The organism is Vibrio sp. 1167 (genome assembly GCF_033340375.1).
In the GTDB taxonomy this organism is placed as follows: domain Bacteria; phylum Pseudomonadota; class Gammaproteobacteria; order Enterobacterales; family Vibrionaceae; genus Vibrio; species Vibrio alginolyticus.
The window spans coordinates 78,128-99,919 of the sequence record NZ_JAWOWK010000006.1 but is presented as its reverse complement, the minus strand read 5'-3'; the positions used below and the strand labels follow the sequence as shown (position 1 = coordinate 99,919).

The following is a 21,792-nucleotide window of genomic DNA, read 5'->3' as shown; positions in this document are numbered from 1 at the left end:
TTAACTTTCCGTTCCTGCTAAGGCAGAGCCTTTTGTATATACAGGTAAAGTACCTTTTGTTTCATCGTAGTTACTCGGTACTACGAACTTGTCCCAGACATCAATAGAGTACTTTGCTATATTGACTTGGTTGCTTTGGTTTCCTCCTAACATGTACAAATGCCTACCATCAGGGCTCTTTCCCACGACAAAAGCAACATGCCCACCACCTTTTCTCGATTTAATCCCTAGAGCTCCATGTATAGGTTCTGAGATGTTTTTACCAAAACCCTTCCACTCCTTTGCTCGATAAGCTTCTTTTACTGGAGTGATTCCGTGTTGTTTAAAAACCCAAGCGGCAAACGAACCACACCAAGCATTTTGACCTCCAGAGTCATCAGTGCCCCAGAACTTAGATGCTGTAAAATACTCTAAAATCCTTGGATTGGCCTTAGTGCCTGAAACTTCTTTTTGTCCAATTTCTCCCAACGCTGTTTTCATCCAAGGCACTTTGGTTACTAGTTTTTGAGCATCATGAGGATCATTTTTCACTGAACTATAGGATGGTAATCCATTGAGCTTACGATGAGTTCTACCATTTACATCGATCCGACCATCTGGCTTTACCATATAAAGTAGCTTACGCTGACACACTTTTATTGCCTCTACTGTTTTCGACAAATGAGGACTCCGCCCTAACGAGCCATCAACAACCAACAGTCGGGTAAAACCTATTCTCTTTTGGTTATCATTTAAAAATTGTTGAACTGCTTTAACATCATTTTTCGAATTAGTGCCATTTATACCAACAGAGCCACGGATTTTTAATCCCATTCTCGTTACCTTTATAACTAATCATATAATTAAGAAAGTACGCTTTAGCGTGACAACAATAAAGATAAAATGTTGTTTTATACGATTAGCCATACGAGGGGAATTAGGTGTTGAAAATATAGATTACAAATAAACTCAGCTCATATCACTAAAAACACCTATTTATCACCTTTTGGTCACACTTCAAAGCAGGACAGCCAAGATGTTTTAAACCATGCGTATTAATAGACGAAAAAATGTTTATAAATGAACACTTAAATTAACATAGTAAAACTATCAATTACTATTTTAAATTTAAATAACACTTCCTTTTTAAAGGCACTCTATAATTAAATTTATCAAACTTTAATTTTTATTAAATTGAGCTTTAATTTATTAATCTGACTATTTAACTAATTTCATTTCAGTTAATTGTACTTTTTGGCATGTTAGCGGGTGATGGCGGCGCCAATAACACCGACCCATTTTCAGAAGGAATAACGGACGATAACCAATGGATTGTGGAAGGACCACACATGATGATTATTACCCTAGACCAAGTGTTGCTCGACTATCTACCCATCGGTTCAAGTTATGATGGCCCATACGTGATGTGGAATGGTATGCCATACGCACACATTATTATTCCCGTTAGAGCAAGAAAATAAAAAGAAAAAATCCGATACTCAATATTTTGAATATCGGATTTTTATTACGTTATCGAGCTAACCAAATTCTCGCTAATATTCCTATCGGAGTAGTAACGCCAGTTGTGACGGAGGAAATTTCACCATTTCTTAAAACATAAATGGTTGGGGTCACGCTAATTTTCCATTCACGCATAATATCGCTTGAAGGATCGTTTATGTTTTCGAAACGATATTCTTTTGCCCTCATAAACTGCGCCACACGCTCATTCGGTCCCGACGATCCAGAAACGCCAACTACGGTGTAGTCATCACTCAGCCAACTCACGCTTGGGCTTACAAATTTACAAGCGGGACACCAAGTAGCCCAAAAATAAACAACGACAGGTTGTTCATAACTTTGCGCGATTGCATCGAAGTATTCACCATCGCTCAATACGGAGCTCAATGGTGGAGCCTCCTGTTTAGGAATATCTTTGGTGCGATACCAATCCATCGCGATAGAAATCGCGGTGACAATGAGCACCATCTGTACGATTTGAACGAGCCAATATCGGAATGTTCTACGCTGCTTTGTCGAACTCATTGAATGGTTCCCCCACTCGCTTGTTTCACCGCGCTTAAAACAACATCATCAGTCAGAATAACAGGTAACGGGATACCTTGTGGCGCCGCCGGGCCATAGACGATGTTAAACGGCACACCGTAACGCCCATGAGCTCGTAAAAAGTCCGTTACCGAGCCGTCCGGATGTGTCCAATCCCCTTTTAACGTCGCCACATTAGGGCTTTGCAGCAATGAGTAGACAGGATCTTGCCAGATCACGCCGATCTTGTTCGCTTTACACGTGACACACCAATCCGCAGTGACATCCACAAACACCACTCGCCCATTATTGACGTGCTGTTCTATCGCCGAGTTAGAAAGCTTCTGCCACGCTAAGTCCTCAGGAAGCGGTGTCGCCCATTGGTCGGCAGTGATACTACCAAGTAGCAGCCCGCCAGCAATTAAGATAAGCGATGCAGAGCCGGATAGTACGAGTGCTTTATCGCCATGAACGCGTTTAACGCGAATCATCAGAACAATAAACGCGACTAAACCGGCGAAAATGACCCAAAACACTGGGAGGTGATTGGCCATCAAAGACAGTAGCCAAACGCTGGTGGCCAACATCATCACACCAAATACGTTTTTGACCACGTTCATCCACTGACCCGGCTTCGGCAATTTAAGCGCAATACTTGGGAAAATTGCCACCATAATCCAAGGCAACGCCATCCCCAACGCTAAGGCGGTGAAAATAGCAAACAGCGTAACCACATCGGCACCCAAAGCAAACGCCACGGCCGTTCCTAGGAAAGGCGCAGAACACGGCGTAGCAAGCAAGGTTGCAAACATCCCTTGCACATAGTGTCCAGCTAACGAGTTGTCACCTTTCGAGGCCAGCCATGTATTGGTACCCGATGATAGACGGACTTCAAACAGCCCCAGCATATTGGCCCCAAACAAAGTGGTGACCAACACCATCAAACCTAAGAACCAGGGGCTTTGAAATTGCACGCCCCAACCAATGGCATTACCTGTTAGCTTGAGCACCAAAATAAAACCAGCGAGAATCCAGAACGACGTTAATATACCAAGTGACGAGGCAACAAACTGAGCGCGAATTTGACGACGCTCGATACCTTGAGCGGCAACAATACTACTTAGCTTCATCCCCAAAACCGGAAGAACGCAAGGCATAATGTTAAGAATTAAACCGCCGAGCAACGCGAATAGAAAAACACTCGTTAGAGACGTGCTCGGCAGCGGTTCAACTATTGCCTCAGCAGTTGCTTGAGTGGTTTCTTCTGCTAGTAAATTGGTGTCTTTGATGGTCACAAACAGCGACTGACCATCTAACTCCACATCGCCCAGCCAAGTATCAACGATATAGCTCGCGGTGACGATGTTTCCTTCTGGATGCATTCCTTCAAGCTTGAAGCTATAGTCTCGCGTTGCTTCATCGACACCATCCACCAGCACTTGTGGTTGTTGCCAACCCTGACTGTTCTGTAGCTTGATTTGTAGTTTCGATTGGTTCGCATCCCAACTCGCCTGAGTAACATCAATAAACGGCGATGGCTGCGGCACGTTACTCACTGCTTGAGCGTAACTGAACATCACGTCTTCATCGACTTTTAGATCAGAAGGCAAGAACGTCAATTGAATTTGATAGTCGGTCAGCACACAAATCGTCGTACAAGAAGAAAGTGTCAGTACCGCATCAATCGTGACAGGTTTGGACATGTCTTCGACGTGCAGCGTCATGGGGAACAAAGTGTCGCCTTTATACCCAAGAGTCTCGATACCTAATAGTTCGAATTTTTGTGGGTGCGGCCATTGCCAATCCACTTTGGATAAATTTTGTGAATTTTGCCAATCAATAGATGGTGCTACGCCGCCCTCACCAGGTGAACGCCAGTAAGTTTTCCAGTCCCCAGCCAACTTGACGTCCAGATAACCAGTAATTGTTTTGGCTTGCGGATCTTGTTGACCAGTGAGCACAAAGCGCGTTTGCACTGGAGGATGTTGTGGGTTGGTTAGCCAACCTGTATCAGTAGTTTGAGCTGAAATACTCAGAGAGAGCAAACTCAAAGCAAGCGTCATAAAAAACATGGACGCAAACTGAGTCAGTTTAGTAATTTGATTCATAGTGATTCCTAGTTAAAAGACAAAGGTGCTAAATAACTGACGCTAGTGGTCAGAAAGCACGCTTTTATTCTCGGAACACACAGAAAGTCAGATGGACTCGATACTTACGGCCTATCGGTTCCGTCCAATGTTGCGCACCAATATAGGCACTGCACAACCAAATTGCCGAAGCAAAAAGACCCACAAACAGAACAACAATAAATACATCGAGTTGATGTTGAGAAAACTGAATTAACTTTTCAGACAATTCGCACTTGCTGGTTTCTTTAGTATCAATCGACTTGACGCTCGAACGCTCATCAGTAAGTGAAACCGCGGGCGATTCCGTCTCATATTTCATAGAGCATGACGAGGCAAAACCTGAATTTTGCATCAGACACACAACGACCACCCAGCCAATAATCGCCAGTAGCCATTTTGCCCGCTTATGTGGCGTGTGATGTCGTTTAGTCAACAAACTCATAAGAATTCAGATAAAGTAAGAACGAAGAAGATAATACGCGAGTCGTCATAAAGCTCAAGTTGTATCCTCTAAATAGCCTTAAGAGGCTTCACTCGGTAAGCTTTAATCTAGCTTGCCATAAATATATGCCAACTCTGCGACGGTTTTTGCCGAGAACTTCTTCAATAGATTAGCTCGGTGTACTTCAACCGTTCGCATTGCTATGCAAAGTTCGTCAGCAATACGAATGTTGCGCTTTCCTTCAATGATCAAACGTAAAATGTCTTTTTCTCTAGGTGTGAGCGATTCATAAGCCGATTTAGCTGCTGCCATATCGAGGTTTGTGGCAGACTGCGCCTGTCCCTGTAAAATGGCTCGTGCCAGTTCATCGCCTTTGACTGGCTTTTGGAAGAAATTGACCGCCCCAGCTTGCAATGCATCGACCGCCATCGGGACATCACCATGCCCTGTCAGATAAATAACGGCTAACGGGCTGTTGGCTTTATTTAAAACTTGGTGCACTTGCTGACCACGAAGGTTGGGCATTCGGCTATCAAGGATCACGCATCCGGCCTGATGAATGTTCACTTTATCGAGAAAAGATTGCCCATCAGCAAAAGTCGTCACCTTGAACTCATGCTCTTCCAGCATAAAAGCGAGCGAGTCACGCACCGATTCATCATCATCGACTACAAAAACAGGTAGCTGCTTTTCACCGCTGCTCATTGAATGCTCCTATGCCTAGTTCAGATTAGTTTTGATATGGAAACACAAGCTCAACCAAACAACCATGTGGTGCTGTCGAGCTGATGACAAACTCGCCACCATGCATTTCCATCACATCGCGACAAATGGCTAACCCTAGCCCAAGCCCTTCTTCTTTGCTACTCACAAACGCTTGAGTCGGATTCTCTTGCTGCAACCCTGTACCATTGTCTAACACTCGAATAGAGAGTTGATTGATTTGGTAATCGCAATGCAGGGCAATTTTACCTTGATAGCCTGATGAGTGATATTTCTCTTGGAACAAAGTACACGCATCAATCGCGTTGCTGATCACATTAACTAAAACCTGTTGTACGCCAACTGCATCGACAAGTAACGGACGAATGTTCCCTTCTGTACTGGCCACAATAGAAATGTTTTGCTTCTGCATTCTAAAATGGAGCAACTCAATCGTGTCATCAATGAGTACTTGAAGATCGCACGACGTTTTGTCGACACTGCGCTTGCGAATCAACGTTCTTAATCGCTGAATAATTGCATCGGCTCTTTCAACTTGGCCCTGTATTTTCTCAAGTACAGGGACAATATCTTCATGTGGGCGTTTTTTGGCCAAGCGAAGTAAACCGCCTTCACTATAATTGCGAATGGCTGCCAATGGCTGATTGAGTTCATGAGCAAGACTAGTGCCGATTTCTCCGACAATCGCGACCCTTTGTGAATGTTCTAACTGTTCACTTTTCTCTTTTAATCGTAACGATGTCTGCTCCAACGCTTGCTTACTCTTGCTAAATCGATACTCAAGCCAAAAGTGGTACGCGTTCAACACAATCACAAACATGAACAGCGCCCATGCCCATTCTTGATGACTACGCAGCCAGCGTAGAGCCTCACTCCACCAAGGTTGTTGCAACGGATGGAGATCCAACGCCTGATACAGTTTGTCGATACTCAGCAAGCTGACGGGGGACGTCCAACCTGACGCGCCTGCCGCAATAACCGCAGGGTGTTCAGGTGGCATCGCTAACAATACTTGCGCAATCTGTTTGGCAATCTGAGATGAGCCGCGCTCTGTTTTGGCAAATGACCAGTTCGGATAAAGCGGTGTGGAAACAGCGCATAACGAACGCTCGTTCGGCTGTTGATTTAAAACTCGGTAATTACTCGGTTGTAAAAGCCCTTCACTTAGCATCTGTTCCAATAAACAAGCAGGGACAACGGCCGCTTCCACATTGCCATCACGTAGTTGATACAGGTTGGCATCAATAGGAAAACCAAGATAGCGGACATCAGAAAAGAAATCGTTTGGATTAAGACCCATTTTGACTATTTGATAGCGCATCGTGAGATAACCACCAAAGGCTTTTTCTGATACCGCTGCAACGGGACGTCCTGAGACATCTTGCACCGTTTGATAACTTGAATTGGCTCGAACCACAAGCGCCGAACCAATGCCGTAATTCGAGTTTTGTGGTGCTCTGCTGGTTAGCGTTGCCATCCACGACAGCGCGTATTGCCTGCCCAATCGCACTGCCTGACCTGGGTTGGTTAAGATGAAATCTATCTTCTGAAACTTCACCGCTTCGCCCATTTCATCCAAGTTAAGGGGATGAAGGACAAAATGCACATCGGAAATTTGCTGATTGAGCCAATCAATGGTCGGTTGCCATCTCTGCTCAGCATAAAGATGACCACGTATCGCTAACACGCCCACTTCGACTTTTTGCTTGGCCTGTGGCTGCTCTGCTTTTTGCTCTTGCATTCCTTGCAGATCTGCTTGTTCAGAAACTGCGCCCTGAGCCAAAGATGCAAAGGCAACTAAGCAAAGAATCCAAAGCTGAAGCCACAGTGCTTTTTTCATGATGAGTCGAATCGTTCCGTCAAGAGAGTACGACAAGAATAACAGCTACCTTCCCTAAACCACATTTGTTTTAGATCAAGTTTGATCTGGGTATGTGGAAATCCACAATATAAGCCTCGCGGCGCATTTCTCACAATGGAATCAGTCAATTCAAATACAACAAAAAAGCAGGTGAGTTATGGATTCCACCAAACGTCGCTTTCTCAGCGCGGTCACAGCCGGAGCCGCGTTAATTCCAGCCGCAGGCATTGGCACGGCAACTGCGGGAAACATTATTCGAAATAACCAGTCCGCTGACCGAAAAGGACAAGTCGGCAAGCGTTATGCCATGGTGGTGGATTTGCGTAAATGTGTCGGATGCCAGGCTTGCACTGTGGGTTGCAGCATCGAGAACCAAGTGCCTATCGGTCAATTCCGAACCACCGTAAAGCAATACGAAGTTACGTTAGATGATGGCTCTACAGCCACGCGAGAAGCGAAAGCCTTTATGCTCCCTCGCCTTTGTAACCACTGCGAAAACCCACCCTGCGTGGCTGTGTGTCCGGTTCAAGCGACCTTTCAGCGCGAAGATGGCATCGTCATGGTGGATAACAGTCGCTGTGTCGCCTGCGCGTATTGCGTACAGGCTTGCCCTTACGATGCGCGTTTTATCAATGAGGACACCCTCACCGCAGACAAATGCACCTTCTGCGCTCACCGTCTAGAACAAGGTCTATTACCTGCCTGCGTGGAAACCTGTGTTGGCGGAGCACGTGTAATTGGTGATTTGAATGATCCATCAAGTGAAGTCCGCCGCTTAATTGCGCAGCACCAAGACGACATCAAAGTGCTAAAACCCAACGAAGAGACCAAGCCACACGTGTTTTACATCGGCATGGATGAACGCTTCACCAGCCACATCGACGGACAACCTGCTATTTACGACCCACAAGGAGATCGCGCATGAACATCACCGAAGTGTTAGTCCAACCTCAAGCGATGGCTTGGCTCCCGTGGGCGGTGCAGTATTTCTTCTACATCGGTTCGGCTTATGCGGCTGCTGTTTTATTCCTAATCGCCCTATTATTTGAAAGACACACCAGTCACAGACTGCGCGCTGCGCTTGTTCTGACGCTGGCCATCGGCGCCATCGTGGGGCCATTAGCGTTAACTGGCGACCTTCACCAACCGGGACGCGCATGGCATTTTTACGCACACATCACTCCGTGGTCATGGATGTCTTTAGGGTCGCTTTTCTTGCCTGTTTTCTCAGGTTTAGCGGTAGTGACTGCATGGCTGTATCTCCGCCAGGATCTGATCAACTTACGTAATCAGCCAGGGAAAGTACTGCCTCTAATTTCAAAGCTGTCACTGGGTGACTGGGCGCTCTCTCGTAGATTCATGCTTATGGTATCTGTTATCACGGTGCTATCAGGCATCACCATTGCAGTCTACACAGGCGCTGAAATTGCAGTCGTTAAATCGCGCTCTTTATGGCACCAACCCGCGTCACCAATTCTTTGGTTTGTCACTGCATTTATGGGCGCGGTCGGATTTTCTCTGTTGATTTGGCTCTTGCTGCCTAGTCAGTCAAAGACGCTGACATCTGGCGATACTAATTTACTTAAAAAATCAGTGGTTACCAGCGGTGTATTAACGCTGATACTGCTACCGATTTGGGCATCCAACAATTCCGCATTTTCGCTCTATTCTAGCGAACAATGGATGCACAACATTGCCCTGCTCACTTTTGTCGTTTTAGGTTGTGTTTTGCTCGCTTTCATCTTCTTGCGCGATACCAAAAAGTCCGCATCAGCCAGATTTCGTCACGTCATAGGGCTCAGTTTTGTGTCTGCTGCCGCACTGGCAAGTGCATGGCTGATTCGCTGGTTTACCATCATGGAAGTGCAAACCATCGCCAAGTTCGATGCAGGGCTGTATCCATACCAACTCACTATGGATGGAAATGGCTGGATAGGCATTATCGGCATGCTCGGATTATGGCTTGCACTGGCACTGCTCGGTTCGGAGCTGGTTCAGTCAAAACAAAAGATCGAAGTAAAAGCCTCATCACTCACCTTAACTGAACGCTAATCAAAGAGGATTTCATCATGGATAACAAACGCCGTCAGTTTTTGAAATCAGGCATTGCAGTGGGTGGGCTTGGCGCATTCGCTGCGGGTTACGCTACCACCACCAAACACATAGTCGAGGGTGCGCTCGAAGGCACTGCGGGAGAAAAAACGCGTGATATTCACCACGGTAACTCGCTTGAACCAGAGTACACGGTCAACAGCAAAGGCAACCTAATCCCTAATCCAAATCAGCGCGTTGCGCCATCGATGTGCTTTGGTTGTTGGTCACTGTGCGGATTGCGTGTACGCATTGATAACCGCAGCGACGATATTTTGCGTATTACTGGCAACCCATATCACCCACTCTCTCATCAGCAAAACATTCCGTTCGAAACGCCAGTCAAAGATGCTTATTTAAGTTTGGCAGGAGAAGCGGGCCTTGACGGTCGTTCAACAGCATGCGCACGTGGCAATGGGATGCTAGAAATTCGCAACAGCCCGTACCGCATTACTCAGCCACTGAAACGAGTTGGAAAACGCGGCGAAGGAAAATGGATTCCGATCAGCTACGAGCAATTGATAGAAGAAGTCGTAGAGGGTGGTGATTTATTTGGTGAAGGCCATATTGATGGCTTACGCGACATCCGCGATTTAACAACGCCCGTAGATCCTGAAAACCCAGAATATGGACCGAAAGCCAACCAATTGTTAATGACCAACGCCGGTAACGAAGGCCGAGACGACATATTCAAACGCTTCGCGTTCAACAGCTATGGTACACGTAACTTTGGGCATCATGGCTCTTACTGCGGCTATGCATTTCGTGCTGGCAGCGGCGCATTTATGAACGACTTAGATAAGAACGCACACTTAAAGCCAGATTTTGATAATGCGGAATACATCATCTTCATCGGTATGTCGCCAGCTCAAGCGGGTAACCCTTTTAAGCGTCAGGCGCGCCAACTCGCCAATGCGCGAACAGAAGGCAGCTTGGAATACACCATCATCACACCAAGTTTGCCGGCGGGTTCATCGAGCTTGGCCGCCGGTGACAACAACCGCTGGATACCAATCAAACCGGGCACCGACTCTGCCCTCGTGCTTGGCATGATCCAGTGGATCATCGAAAACCAACGCTACAACAAAACCTTCTTGGCGCAGCCGGGGGCAAACGCGATGAAACGAGCCGGCACCGCGCACTGGTGTAATGCTACGCATCTTGTGATAAGCGATAATCAGCACCCGAGAAACGGCACGTTTTTACGCGCGTCGGACTTGAATCTGCCATTCGAGGGCGAAGCGTTGTCTGACTCCGACCCGTACGTCATCGTGGATGATCAAAGCGGCGAATTTGGTGTGCATACCCAGACAGAAGAAGCGGCACTGTTTGTCGATAAAACGGTTTCGCTTGCATCAGGCGAAGTACGAGTAAAATCGTCTCTACAAAGGCTCAAAGAAGAGGCGTTCAAATACAGCCTTGCGTTCTACAGCAAACAATGTGAGATCCCTGTTGAGCAAATCGCAGAACTAGCGAAACGCTTCACCAGCTACGGCACAAAAGCGGTGGTCGATACCCACGGTGGCAACATGCACACCAATGGGTTCTATAACTCGTTTACCATCATGATGCTCAATGCATTGATTGGTAATATCAACATGAAAGGCGGCGCGATGGCCAAAGCGGGTGGCTACCCAACTTCCGCTGCGGGTCCTCGTTACGACTTCACCAAATTTGCGGGTAAGGTCGGCCCGAAAGGCGTCTTTCTATCGCGCAGTAAATTCCCCTACCACAAAACCAGCGAATACAAGCGTCGCGTTGAGGCAGGAAAATCCCCTTACCCAACTCGCGCACCTTGGTATCCGTTTGCAGCGCCACTGCTGACAGAGCACCTATCTGCGGCTATTGATGGTTATCCATACCGCGTTAAAGCGTGGATCAATCACATGGCGAACCCAATGTATGGTGTACCCGGTTTGAAAGCGCTGCTGGAAGACAAGCTTAAAGATCCAAAACAACTCGGTTTGATTGTGTCTGTTGATGCGTTCATTAACGAAACCACCGCATTGTCGGACTATATTGTGCCGGACACGGTCACCTACGAAAGCTGGGGTATGGCAACGCCTTGGCACGACGTTCCGGTGAAAACCGTCACCGCTCGCTGGCCGATTGTGGGAGCGCGAACAGAGAAAACCGCCGATGGTCGTTCAATTTGCTTAGAAAACTTTTTGATTGATGTCGCCAAGAAAATGCAACTAGGCGGCTTTGGTGACAACGCGATTCAAGATGCGCAAGGGAATTGGCACGCTCTCCACAGCGCTGAAGATTTCTACTTACGTTCCGCGGCAAACTTGGCTTATGTGAAAGGCGGGGTGCCTGAAGTTTCGGCAGAAGACATTGCGTGGTCCGGCCTAGAGCGTTTAATGCCAGCCATGCAGAAGACGCTGACAGCGGATGAGATGAAACGTGTGGCGTTTATTTTTGCTCGCGGTGGACGTTTTGAAAATGCAACCGAAGCGTATCAAGGTGAGCAAATGAAGCACAAATGGACACGACCTGTCGCGATATGGAATGAACGTGTCGGCAGCGCAAGAAACACCATGACCGGTGATTTCTACACGGGTTGCCCAACATGGCATCCACAAAAACTGGCCGATGGCACACCAATGGAAGACCAGTTCCCAAGCTCAGAATGGCCTTTCAGCCTAACGAACTTTAAATCCAACATTCACAGTGCGGTATCCAACCTATCGCCAAGGTTGAACTCGATTAAAGGCGTAAACCCAGTGTACATCCATCCAATCGATGCCGAGCGCGCAGGCATTAAAACGGGTGATGAGTTTGTTATCGAGACACCATCTGCAAGCACCAAAGCACTTGCGATGATAGTCAGCGGGATTCGCCCTGGCACACTCGGATTTGAACATGGGTTTGGTCATACCGAGCTAGGACAACGCTCGCACTGGATCGGCGATAAACAACAACCCGTAAAAACGCGCAGCCAAGATGGCGTCAACATTAACGACATTGGCTTAATTGATCCTACCCGAGAAGGTAAAGGTGTATTGTTGGATTGGGTAGTGGGCGCGGCGGCACGTCAGTCCTTGCCGGCCAAAATCCGCAAAGCGTAACGCCGCACGTTAAGACGTCTCTACCACTTAGAGCTGCCGATTTGTGCAGCTCTTCACCACTTTGTTTTTATAGCTTATAGAACAACCAATAAAAACAAATACGGCCATTTACACTTATTAAATATGTGGAAATCCACAATACCTTTCATTATTGACAAGGCCGACAATATCGTCCGAGTGACTACCAAGTAGCACTTAGACATATTAATAAAAATTAAAGTGAGTCAGCATGTCAAAAATTCTTCCAGTGGTGGTGGCCTGTTTGTTAGCAACCACTATGGGCGCAAGCGCCTCGTCTATTCCGGAAAAAGCCAGCGTATGTAGCGGTTGTCACGGCCAAGATGGCATGGGACAGCCAAATATCGCGCCGATGATCGCTGGTTTAAACGCGAATTATCTCAACACTCAAATCGAACTATTCCTTAGTGGCGAACGCCAAAATGTGGTCATGCAAGGCATGGCGAAGGAACTCAGCGATCCCGCAGGCCGTAAGGAAGTTATGGAGTACTTTGCTAACCTCCCGAGCTATGAGTTCACGAATCCAGAACAACGCGGCGACCAAGCTGATATTCGTAACCCGTATCGTAAGTTAATTTTCCAAGGCGATTGGGATAGAAATATTCCAGCTTGCGCAACTTGTCATGGAGCCAGCGGTATGGGCGTCGACAAGTTCCCTCGCCTCGCAAGCCAACATGCTGATTACTTAAAAACGCAATTGATGGCATGGAAAAACGGCACTCGCAGTGGCGACCCGCTCAATATGATGGGGACCATCGCAAAAAATCTCACTGACAAAGAGATCGAAAATCTTGCTTACTACTTTGCCTCATTACGTTACTAGGAGCAGTCATGAAACGTTTCTATTCTTTGTTCGCACTGCCTTTCATTTCTACGCTCGTATTAGCTAACGATCTGTTACCGGACCGCCAGAAAGAGCTACCTTCGATAGAAAAAGAAAAGCACGGTGAATACTTAAAACCGCGTGGTCTCAGCACAATCCCAAACACCGCATTTGGTGAGCAAGTAAAACGCGGTTACTCGCTCTTTTCTAACTCACAACAAATGCGCGGAAAATACGTTGGCAACGAACAAAACTGTGTGAACTGCCATATGGAGGCAGGACGAAAAGCAAACGCTGCGCCACTGTGGGCAGCTTACATGGCATACCCGGCATATCGTAAGAAAAACGATCGCGTAAATAGCTATGCTGACCGTATCCAGGGTTGTTTCGAGTATTCCATGAACGGTAAAGCGCCCGCTTACGATTCGCCAGAAATTGTTGCCCTTAGTGCTTACGCCTACTGGTTAGCGATGGGCGGTTTGCTTGACAAACATGGTATGGCGGATGAACCCATTCCAGAGCTAGACGCAAAAGCGTTGCAAATTGGTGGAAAAGCAAAAGACTTTCCGTTGCCCGAAGCCATCGCACAAGCATTACCAGTTGAAAAGCGAGGTAATCTCTCTGGGCGTGGCTACCCAAAAATCGCCGCCCCTGAGCAAGAACCATCAATAGAGCGAGGCGCATTGGTCTACGAAAAGAACTGTGAAACTTGCCATCGCGCCGACGGTTCAGGCATCAAAGACACCAACGACCATTCATACATTCCACCACTTTGGGGCGAATATGCGTATAACTGGGGCGCAGGTATGCACCGGATTAACACAGCGGCCTATTTTATTTACGAAAACATGCCGCTTGGGAAAAGTGTACAGCTGACAGAGCAAGAAGCTTGGGATGTCGCAGCATACGTCAACAGCCATGAGCGTCCACAAGATCCTCGATTCAAAGGCAATGTCACCGCAAACGCGGAGAAATATCACCAGCACCAAGGCTATTACGGCAAAACGCTCAACGGTACGCAAGTCGGCTCCAATGCCTTTAAGAGCGGAACGGTCAAGTAAAGTACAACTAAGCACCTTAAATAAAATGCTCTTTTTCCCTGCTCAGATTATCTGGGCAGGGTTACTTACCCTTAAAAACAAGTAATTACCCCCCTCCACAGACAAGCAATATCACATTATTTTCGACTTCCAACATACTCATCTTCGCCGTAAAATCTTGTACCAAACGTGACTTCGTTTATGTCTTAGATCTCCCATATCCTCTAATGCCAAAAGTAAGAAACTCGTAAACTCCTGAATCAAAACAAGCGTGCCTAGTGAAAAAAGAGTATTCTTAAAGCAAATGAATCTAAAACCTACCCGATGAGTATTCAACCTAATTCCCGTCAGTTAATTTCATGCGAAGAGTGCGGCCTTGTTGTTCGCATTCCCGATATCGAACAGGGGCAAAAAGCACAATGTCCTCGATGTTCGCATTCGCTGACTAAAGTGAATGCCAAGCCTTACCAAAGCGTGATCGCCATATCATCGGCATGTTTGATCATGTTAGTGCTAAGCATTTCTTTCCCTTTTATGTCGTTCAGCGTGCAAGGGTTGTCGCAAGAAATCACCTTGTTGCACGCTGCCAAAATGCTGGCTGAGTTTCAAAATGTGCTTTTGGGTGTGCTGCTACTCGCAACAGTTATCGTTTTGCCTGCAATCTATGTTGGTCTCATTCTCTTTCTTCACCTTGAAGCATTAAAAGCACGTAAACATACCCCCTCTAAAAAGCAGCAACGAATGGCAAAAGTTTTATGCCGTCTTCTGTTTCGAGTCGAACCTTGGTTAATGGTGGATGTATTTTTGATTGGCGTGTTGGTCAGCTTAATTAAAATCGCTTCCCTCGCAGACATAGGAATGGGCACTTCATTCTGGGCGTTTTGTGTATATACCGTTCTGGTAGTCAAATGCATATCAATGGTCGACAAAAGCTGGCTCTGGGGGCACTTTATTCCAGCTATCGAGCTACCTGATGTAAAAGAGGGTGATACGCACCATAACCACAACCATATTGGTTGTCATACGTGCCACCAGCTCAACCCTATTGAAGCTAAAAAACACCAACACTGCATTCGTTGTAAAAGCCCTATTCACAAATACAACCCCGCAGACAATTTACAAAAAGCTTGGGCGCTTTTGTTTGCTTCAATCATTTTCTATATCCCTGCGAACCTCTACCCTATGATGTACACCGTAAGCCTTGGACATGCAGAAGGTTCAACTATCATGGAGGGGGTAATATTGCTTTGGCATTTAGGTTCTTACCCTATTGCGATGGTAATTTTCTTTGCTAGCGTATTTATTCCAATGGCGAAAATGCTGGCACTCGCGTGGCTGTATTACAATGCGCAAAAAGCGCGATATCTTCCGCACGAAGAGAGTATTTCACGCTTAAAGATCTACCGTATAACTGAGTTTATTGGCCGTTGGTCCATGATCGATATCTTCGTCGTCGCGATCTTAGTTGCACTGGTTCAGCTGCAAAACTTAATGGCGATTTATCCAGGTCCTGCTGCGCTCTCTTTCGCGGCAGTGGTCATTTTTACTATGCTTTCTGCAATGATATTTGACTCACGTTTGTTGTGGCAATTGCCACAAAACGAAGTGCAGGAGCCGATTTCTGACAACTTAAACGAGAAAGCCAAATATGAGTGATGAGAACAACGTAACCGCTCAAATAAAACCGCAAAAGCAGATTTCTGCGATATGGATTGTCCCGATCCTTGCGCTAGCCATGGGAGCGTGGATGCTGTTCCAATATATCAACAGTACAGGCCCACAAATTACTCTCCAACTGCCAACCGCAGATGGGATTGAGGTTGGCAAAACCGAAATCCGAGCATTGAATGTAAAAGTCGGACTGATTACTGAAGTCACTCTCAGTGAAAATTACGATCACATCATCGCTAAGGCACAAATGAACAAGGATGCAGAACGCATGCTGCGAGATGACACCATGTTTTGGGTGGTGAAGCCTCGTATTGGCCGTGATGGCGTTTCAGGTTTAGAGACCTTGCTCTCTGGCGCTTATATCCAACTTCAGCCGGGTAAATCTAAGATAGAGAAAGAGCGCTTTACGGTCTTAGATGTTCCCCCAGTGGCCTCTCCTGATGCAGAGGGGTTACGCCTTGTGTTAACACACCGCGAGGCTGGTAAGCTAGGCGTTGGTGACCCCGTCATTTATAAAGGCTTTACGGTTGGTCGTGTAGAGAAAACTAGCTTTGATGTTGACACTCGCAAAGCGTTATACCAACTCTTTATTTTCAAGCCTTATGACAGCTTAGTGCGCACTCGTACCAAGTTCTGGCTGAATTCTGGCGTAGATTTACAGCTCAATGCTGAAGGGTTCGAAGTCAAGTTTGGCTCATTAGAGAGCATGCTAACGGGTGGTGTTACCTTCGATACCGTTCCAGGTCTTGAATCCGGTGAACAGCTCACTGAAAATATGGTCAACTTCCGCTTGTACGATGATATTAAACAACTTCGAGAAGGTATGTACGATGATTATATTGAATTCGTTATGCTTTTTGATGAATCGGTACGAGGACTTAAACGTAAGGCACCTGTCGAATATCGAGGCTTGAGAATTGGTACTGTGATGCGTGTACCAATGCGACTTCCAACCCCAGAAGAGAACTTTTCTGCGAAAAAAATCCCTGTATTGGTACGTATCGAGCTCGGCCGTGTTTATGGCGATTTCCAATCCCAATCTTTACCAATGTTAAAAGATAAATTGAAGAGTGAGTTTGCTAAAGGCCTACGTGGTACTTTAAAAACAGGTAACTTATTAACAGGCGCACTGTATGTTGACGCCGACTTCTATCCAAATGACGAGCCTTACGTCCCGAGTAAGTTTGCTGATTTAGATGTTTTCCCAACCATGCGTGGTGGTTTTGCGCAGGTTCAGCGCCAAGTGAACGACTTCCTAAATAAGATTAATAACTTACCGATGGAAGAAACGCTAGATTCTCTCAATTCAACGTTAAAAACGTCTGAAAAAACGTTAGCTTCAGCAGAACGCGTGGCGGACAGTATTGATAAACTTTTGAATCAAAAAGAAACGCAAGAGATCCCAACAGATATTCGCCAAAGCTTACAGCAATTACAAAAAACACTCGATGGTTATGGGCCCAACTCAACCATGTACAGCGAAATGGAAGCCACGCTAAAAGAATTAGAAAGCGTAATGACAGAGTTTAAACCCGTACTTAAACAGCTAAACGAAAAGCCAAACTCTCTCGTGTTTGGAGAAGATGAAATCAGTGACCCAATACCAGTTAAAGGCAAAAACTAATGAAACGAGTATTCTTTCTGTCTATCGCGCTATTTGTCGGTCTAACGGGTTGCAGTAGCGCTCCGCAAACTAAAGGAGCTATGTACCTTCTACCTAAGGCGGAACCAGTGACGCTGAGCTCTTCTGATATCGCTCAGCGCCCAACTTTAGTTGTTCGTCCAGTGACATTGGCAAGTTATTTGAATGATAATGGCATTGTTTATCGAACCTCTGAGACCCAAGTTATTCAGGCGAAGCACAATCAATGGGCGCACAGTATTTCTGAGCAAATCACTCAGAGAGTCGTCGCGGAACTACGTCACAAGCAAAGTCATTACTGGCCGACTGAAATGAATAATCTGTTGGATCAAAGCGGTGAAGCCAAACTCCAGCTTACGTTAAATAAATTTAATGGCAGCTACAAAGGTAATATCGAAATTGAGGGGGAATGGTTACTCATTAATGCCGAAGGTAAGGTAGAAAACAGCGCGCCAATACAAATCTCTCAGCCGCTTCAAGATGAGGGCTATGAAGCGCTCGTCAACGCTTTATCCATAGGCTTAGAAAGCCTAACCTCAGACATTGCCAAACAACTCTAAGTCAATGTTAATTACAGGGAAGCAAGTTGCTTCCCTTTTTTATGCAGAGTGTAGCGACTTCTACTAAGCTGAAAGCTGACGAAAAGCCGAAAAGGAAATTGGATGAAACCATGTAACCTGCTATCACTCTCCTCACTCATTCTTGTATTACCTACATCAGTAGCGCTCTCAGCCGAGACACAAGAATCTCGTTGGCGAAATAGCATAGAAGTGTACATGCTAGGACTGAATATCCACGGGGATACCAGTATTGGTCGCTTTTCATCAGAGGTGGATGTCGATCCTAAGTTCATCGTAGACCACCTCGATATTGGGGCGATGTTGCGATTCGAGAGTATTTACCAAAGTAAGTGGGGCTACTACATAGATTATAGTTTCATGAACTTAAGTGGTGATGTTAATAATATCAAGGGCGCTCTGCCTAACGCTCGTTATCGTGCGGACATCGAAATACGGCAAGGTGTTCTAGAAGCAAAGGCATTCCAACGCGAACAATATTCATTTGGTAAACTGGATTATATGTTTGGATTACGTTGGTGGGACAATGACATCACCGGCAAGCTGTATCGTAATGACAACCGGGTACTAGAAGATAGACTGTCATTACAAGAAGATTGGGTCGATTTTTTAGTTGGCTTGCGACTCATTGATGAATTGAGCGAAAACTGGCGATTTCATGCCAGCATCGACGCCGGACTTGGCAACGATACTCACTTCACTTATGCCATTCAAACTGGTGTTCGTTATAGCTTTAACGAATGGTCTGATCTCAACTTAGCTTACAAGTCGACCTGGGTCGATTACAAAAATGAAGAGGTATTTGAATATGATACGGCTTCTCAAGGGCTTTTAGTCGGACTTGGCTTTTACTTTTGATTAGGTTGAACCCTAGCCTATATTCAAGCGTTGTAACTTGTACCAACTCTAGGTACACGTCTAGTGCCACGTTACAGATGCTTAAATAAGGCAAATTGATCTTCATCAGACTATAAATTGCTCTTCGGTGCTACTCTCTGTCACAAAATATAAAACCCCACTCTATGACCTCATATAGGTCTTGTTGATAAGGTTCCCGAATAGCAATGTCGATTAACATTTCCGATTTAACCACCGCCCTAAATAAGGTGGAGCATATTCATAAAGTGCAGCTTGAAAACGTACATCAGTTCTTCAAAGCAAACGAAGCTTTCTCGTTGCAAACATTCAGCCAGCTGATATCAAGCGACTCGCTTGATGATCGATTTAAAACCATCGATAAAGCGTTCTCTTTGCTTGGTGATGCAAAAACCTACCTTTTAGAAGCGTCTTACCTTATTAAGTAAAAAAGAAAGCCCCGATAAAATTCATTACCGGGGCTATCATTTTCTATCTAAACTACTGATTTACAATTTGTAACGATCATCAATTACCGTTAATTCTGGGAAGGTTTTACCCTCGTCCATCGCTTCTTCTGTCTCTTCTTTTACTTGGTTATCAATCCAGAAATTACCGATATCCATTGGATGAAGCACCCATTCTGTCGCTTTTGTCATGCCGTTTTTAGGAATTTTAACCCAGCGCCAATGAGCAACTCGAGAATAAGGCACCATGTAGCCAGGAACGATGATGTTCGCTTTGCTGACATAGTTTTGGATTTGATGCGACAAGTCGTAACGCTTCTCCTGATCAAACTCAGAATCATACGCTTCAATTAACTTGTCTAGCTCAGGGCTGCTGTAGTTGGTGTGAGCATTCGTTTGTGGTCGATTTGCATTATCCGAGTGTAGGTATTCCCAATACGCAGGGATCTCACCAGAGCCCATATTCAAAAACGCTAGCTGATGCTTTTTCTCAAGAATGTATTTAAACGCAGATGAGCCATCCACCAAATTTAACGTGAACTCAAGACCAGCAAGTTTCGCTTGCTCTTTCAGGTATGCAATACGCGGTGTCCAAGAGTTGTATCCATAGGTGATAGCAAAGCTCAAGCGTTGGCCCTTGTCGTTAATACGAATACCATCTGCGCCCACTTTGTCAAAGCCCGCTTTTTCGAAGTGTTTAACCGCCGCATCAGCATCAAACTTTGGCGGTGTATTGTTAGGATCATCGTATTCGCCATGACCAAAGCCGAGTCCATGCGGTTTACGTGAATAATCTCCACGCATGATGTTTTCAATCATGCCGTCATAGTCAGTGGCTGCCATAACACCTTTACGCACTTCTAGGTTATCCAACATCGGCATCGCTGTGTTCATCCAAAGACCACCTGCTCCTTGCGGTGCTTCGTTAAAGCCCCAGTACTTTTGGATATAGCCTTTTTTGTACACATCACTATTGGTTTTGTCATGCCAAAAGCTTGGTAGCACCATCTCAAAGTAGTCTAAGTTGCCTTTCTCAAAGTGCTTCATGGCAATATCAGGATCGCGAATTACCTTAATGCGAACCTTTTCAACGTTATAACGGTTTTTATAGTAGCGGTTGTTGTATCCCCACCAATCTTCACCGACATGTTTGAATGTCACGCTCTTACCTTTCTTCACTTGATCAATGTAGTAAGGCGCTGCGGTTGGCTCAGATTTAAAGTTAAACTTTCTGACGAAGTTATCAGGCATGCCATCGTTATTTGCGTCCTTTTCTCCTTCAAAGAAGTGTTCAGGACGAGGCTGAAAACCATTACTTGGCATGTTAATCATAACCATAAGTGAGTCATGACTTTGAGCTACAGCAAGATTGACTTTGATCGTGTAGTCATCAATTTTTTCAACACTCACAATACTGTTTGTGAAGAAGTCGTTATACCACGGGTCGATAATGTCTTTTGACGTGTAGTACTTCATCATAAAGACGTAATCATCTGCTGTAATTTTTTCACCATCTGACCACTCGGCCGTTTCGTCGAGTTTAAAGAATACGGTTTTGTTGTCCTCTCCAAATGCCCATGACTTAGCAAGTTGAGGGATCCATTTGCCAGTATTTGGATGACGCTGAGCCAGTTTTGGTGAACCATCCATTAAGTATTGGCGCAAACCTGAGTTCGCATCTGGACCAACACTTCGTAATGTTTGCGGAAAGCTCTGAATGTAAGTGCGATAGGTGCCACCTCGTACCGCTTCTTCAGAGGCAAATAGAGGTTCGTTGTTGTTTGAAATCCATTCGATATCAGCTGGCAATTCTGCCGCACTCAGTTGAAAACTGGCAGCGGTCAGTGTTGCTAGTACTGAAAATGGCAGTTTTTTAGTCATGTTTCTTCCTTGTTGTGTTTGCGCACTAAGGTCGTAACAAGGAAGACAGCGTGTGAAAGCTCACAGAAAGCTGCGATTTAAAATACGCAGATAGGAAATAATAGGAACGTAATATGAAGTGACGTCCTGCCAGCTTCTATATTAATTTCAAAGAGTTTCACTAGGTCATCCTAGACCTTACAACGCAGTGAATGCATCTTCGCCATAGTATTCTTTAGATATTTGTAACGCAAGCCATCAATAACACATGATTGCATTTTCGAGGCATCACAGTGAGTTATGTTACAAAAGTGTGATCAGCATAGTACCAAGCCCTACTTTACTCAGAATAAACCGCAGAACCTTTATCTCAATTGGCCCCGATATACCAGTTACAGCGAGTAAATGATCAGACATAGCTGGTTAAAAGGAATGGTTGTTTACCGCGATCAGTATTTTCATTCGATATAAAAAGTGAGGCATCTTAGCCTCACTT

At 45.6% G+C, this 21,792-nt stretch carries 18 protein-coding genes; 11 read left to right on the top strand and 7 right to left on the bottom strand.

Features of this window, described 5'->3' with window-relative positions:
• On the bottom strand, positions 1 to 813 hold the full coding sequence (locus R7Z78_RS15010) for a TIGR02594 family protein (protein ID WP_017821644.1): 813 nt from the start codon (positions 811 to 813) through the stop codon (positions 1 to 3).
• 515 nt (positions 814 to 1,328) lie between these two features.
• Between R7Z78_RS15010 and R7Z78_RS15005 the strand changes: the two genes are divergently transcribed.
• Entirely contained in the window at positions 1,329 to 1,460 is a 132-nt protein-coding gene (locus R7Z78_RS15005) for a hypothetical protein (RefSeq protein WP_258480658.1), read from the top strand.
• Positions 1,461 to 1,509: 49 nt separating this feature from the next.
• Here R7Z78_RS15005 and R7Z78_RS15000 read toward each other — a convergent pair whose 3' ends face one another.
• The 5 genes from R7Z78_RS15000 to R7Z78_RS14980 all read right to left on the bottom strand — a co-directional run bounded on the left by R7Z78_RS15000 (position 1,510) and on the right by R7Z78_RS14980 (position 7,159).
• Complete coding sequence (locus R7Z78_RS15000; RefSeq protein WP_033905715.1) at positions 1,510 to 2,025, bottom strand: protein disulfide oxidoreductase; 516 nt, start codon at positions 2,023 to 2,025, stop codon at positions 1,510 to 1,512.
• Positions 2,022 to 4,133, bottom strand: coding sequence for a protein-disulfide reductase DsbD family protein (locus R7Z78_RS14995; RefSeq protein WP_042523066.1), 2,112 nt, complete (start codon positions 4,131 to 4,133; stop codon positions 2,022 to 2,024). Before R7Z78_RS14995 ends, R7Z78_RS15000 begins: the two co-directional genes overlap by 4 nt.
• Before the next feature lie 64 nt (positions 4,134 to 4,197).
• The gene (locus R7Z78_RS14990; protein ID WP_033905718.1) at positions 4,198 to 4,596 is read right to left on the bottom strand and encodes a hypothetical protein; all 399 of its coding nucleotides are present in this window, start codon (positions 4,594 to 4,596) and stop codon (positions 4,198 to 4,200) included.
• Positions 4,597 to 4,698: 102 nt separating this feature from the next.
• Positions 4,699 to 5,301: a response regulator transcription factor gene (locus R7Z78_RS14985; protein ID WP_033905719.1), complete on the bottom strand. Its 603-nt coding sequence runs from the start codon at positions 5,299 to 5,301 to the stop codon at positions 4,699 to 4,701.
• A 25-nt stretch (positions 5,302 to 5,326) separates the two neighbouring features.
• Positions 5,327 to 7,159, bottom strand: a complete 1,833-nt coding sequence (locus R7Z78_RS14980) for a sensor histidine kinase (RefSeq protein WP_042523068.1) — start codon at positions 7,157 to 7,159, stop codon at positions 5,327 to 5,329.
• Between the two features lie 178 nt (positions 7,160 to 7,337).
• On the opposite strand from R7Z78_RS14980, the gene dsrO reads away from it, so the two are divergent.
• From dsrO to R7Z78_RS14930, 10 genes are all read left to right on the top strand, one after another.
• A complete protein-coding gene (gene dsrO / locus R7Z78_RS14975; protein ID WP_104975481.1) occupies positions 7,338 to 8,105 on the top strand; it encodes a sulfate reduction electron transfer complex DsrMKJOP subunit DsrO in 768 nt (255 codons plus the stop codon).
• Complete coding sequence (gene nrfD / locus R7Z78_RS14970; protein WP_104975482.1) at positions 8,102 to 9,232, top strand: NrfD/PsrC family molybdoenzyme membrane anchor subunit; 1,131 nt, start codon at positions 8,102 to 8,104, stop codon at positions 9,230 to 9,232. The genes dsrO and nrfD overlap by 4 nt, the downstream gene beginning before the upstream one ends.
• A 17-nt stretch (positions 9,233 to 9,249) precedes the next feature.
• The gene (locus tag R7Z78_RS14965; protein WP_104975483.1) at positions 9,250 to 12,342 is read left to right on the top strand and encodes a tetrathionate reductase subunit A; all 3,093 of its coding nucleotides are present in this window, start codon (positions 9,250 to 9,252) and stop codon (positions 12,340 to 12,342) included.
• Between the two features lie 277 nt (positions 12,343 to 12,619).
• Positions 12,620 to 13,183, top strand: coding sequence for a c-type cytochrome (locus R7Z78_RS14960; protein ID WP_372059261.1), 564 nt, complete (start codon positions 12,620 to 12,622; stop codon positions 13,181 to 13,183).
• 8 nt (positions 13,184 to 13,191) lie between these two features.
• Positions 13,192 to 14,244, top strand: a complete 1,053-nt coding sequence (locus R7Z78_RS14955) for a c-type cytochrome (RefSeq protein WP_104975484.1) — start codon at positions 13,192 to 13,194, stop codon at positions 14,242 to 14,244.
• Positions 14,245 to 14,547: 303 nt separating this feature from the next.
• The gene (locus R7Z78_RS14950; RefSeq protein ID WP_005376683.1) at positions 14,548 to 15,879 is read left to right on the top strand and encodes a paraquat-inducible protein A; all 1,332 of its coding nucleotides are present in this window, start codon (positions 14,548 to 14,550) and stop codon (positions 15,877 to 15,879) included.
• Positions 15,872 to 17,518, top strand: coding sequence for an intermembrane transport protein PqiB (gene pqiB, locus R7Z78_RS14945; RefSeq protein ID WP_017821656.1), 1,647 nt, complete (start codon positions 15,872 to 15,874; stop codon positions 17,516 to 17,518). The genes R7Z78_RS14950 and pqiB overlap by 8 nt, the downstream gene beginning before the upstream one ends.
• Positions 17,518 to 18,096 (top strand): membrane integrity-associated transporter subunit PqiC, encoded by a 579-nt coding sequence (locus R7Z78_RS14940; RefSeq protein ID WP_017821657.1) that lies wholly within the window; start codon positions 17,518 to 17,520, stop codon positions 18,094 to 18,096. Before pqiB ends, R7Z78_RS14940 begins: the two co-directional genes overlap by 1 nt.
• A gap of 102 nt (positions 18,097 to 18,198) precedes the next feature.
• The gene (locus tag R7Z78_RS14935) at positions 18,199 to 18,972 is read left to right on the top strand and encodes a hypothetical protein (RefSeq protein ID WP_031778929.1); all 774 of its coding nucleotides are present in this window, start codon (positions 18,199 to 18,201) and stop codon (positions 18,970 to 18,972) included.
• A gap of 206 nt (positions 18,973 to 19,178) precedes the next feature.
• On the top strand, positions 19,179 to 19,418 hold the full coding sequence (locus tag R7Z78_RS14930; RefSeq protein WP_005376679.1) for a hypothetical protein: 240 nt from the start codon (positions 19,179 to 19,181) through the stop codon (positions 19,416 to 19,418).
• A gap of 60 nt (positions 19,419 to 19,478) precedes the next feature.
• On the opposite strand, the gene R7Z78_RS14925 is transcribed toward R7Z78_RS14930, so the two are convergent.
• On the bottom strand, positions 19,479 to 21,317 hold the full coding sequence (locus R7Z78_RS14925; RefSeq protein ID WP_005376669.1) for an extracellular solute-binding protein: 1,839 nt from the start codon (positions 21,315 to 21,317) through the stop codon (positions 19,479 to 19,481).
• Positions 21,318 to 21,792: the final 475 nt, after the last annotated feature.